The sequence below is a fragment of the Seonamhaeicola marinus genome (assembly GCF_008085455.1).
This window is the reverse complement of the sequence record NZ_VSDQ01000091.1, coordinates 1-755: the sequence shown is the minus strand read 5'-3', so window position 1 is coordinate 755 and position 755 is coordinate 1. Positions and strand designations below refer to the sequence as shown.

Annotated in this window: 2 protein-coding genes; one reads left to right on the top strand and one right to left on the bottom strand. The window is 34.3% G+C overall.

The annotated features are described in order from the left end of the window. A partial coding sequence (locus FUA24_RS00570; RefSeq protein ID WP_187388119.1) for an O-methyltransferase occupies positions 1–379 on the top strand: 379 nt, incomplete at its 5' end. A 90-nt stretch (positions 380–469) separates the two neighbouring features. Here FUA24_RS00570 and FUA24_RS00565 read toward each other — a convergent pair. Then, on the bottom strand, positions 470–754 hold the full coding sequence (locus tag FUA24_RS00565) for a Sec-independent protein translocase subunit TatA/TatB (protein WP_148539606.1): 285 nt from the start codon (positions 752–754) through the stop codon (positions 470–472). Position 755: the final 1 nt, after the last annotated feature.

Genomic DNA, 755 nt, shown 5'->3' with positions numbered 1-755 from the left:
TGATGTTAATGAGGAATTGTTTGATTTTCAGCGTAAATATTTTGATAAATCTGTTTACGGCAACCAAATAACGCAACATTTGGGTGATGCTTTAAATATTATTCCTGAGTTGGATGTTATGTTTGATTTAATTTTTATTGATGCTGATAAGGATAACTACCCTAATTATTACAATATTATTGTTGACAAATTAAATAGTGGCGGTGTTATTTTATCTGATAATGTGCTTTGGAGTGGAAAGGTTATTGAATCGTTAGATGCTAAAGATACTTCAACCAAGGCGTTATTAGAGTACAATAGCTTGTTAAAGGAAGACCCCAGATTAGATACTGTTATTTTGCCTATTAGAGATGGCTTAACTATTAGCCGTAAGCGTTAGGGATTGTAGTGGCATCCTTTTTTTGAGGTACGATAAAAAAGATATAACGAAAAGCCCGACCCGATAGGGTAACGCCCACAAAAATGAATGCTAAAATTTACGTTTTATAGAGCCTGTAAAATCTTCTAAATCGTCTTTTACTTTGTCTAATTCTTTTTTTACATCATTGGTTACGCTGGTATCTATGCCATGATTTTCGGCACTTTTTGTTATTTCGTGCTTAATGTCATTGGTGGCATCTTTAAGTGTGCGCATGCCTTTACCTAAACCGCGTGCTATTTCTGGCAGCTTATCTGCGCCAAAAACCATTACCATCACAAATAGAATGAGTACTATTTCTGGGCCACTTATAAATAAAAATGTTGTTTGATAGATC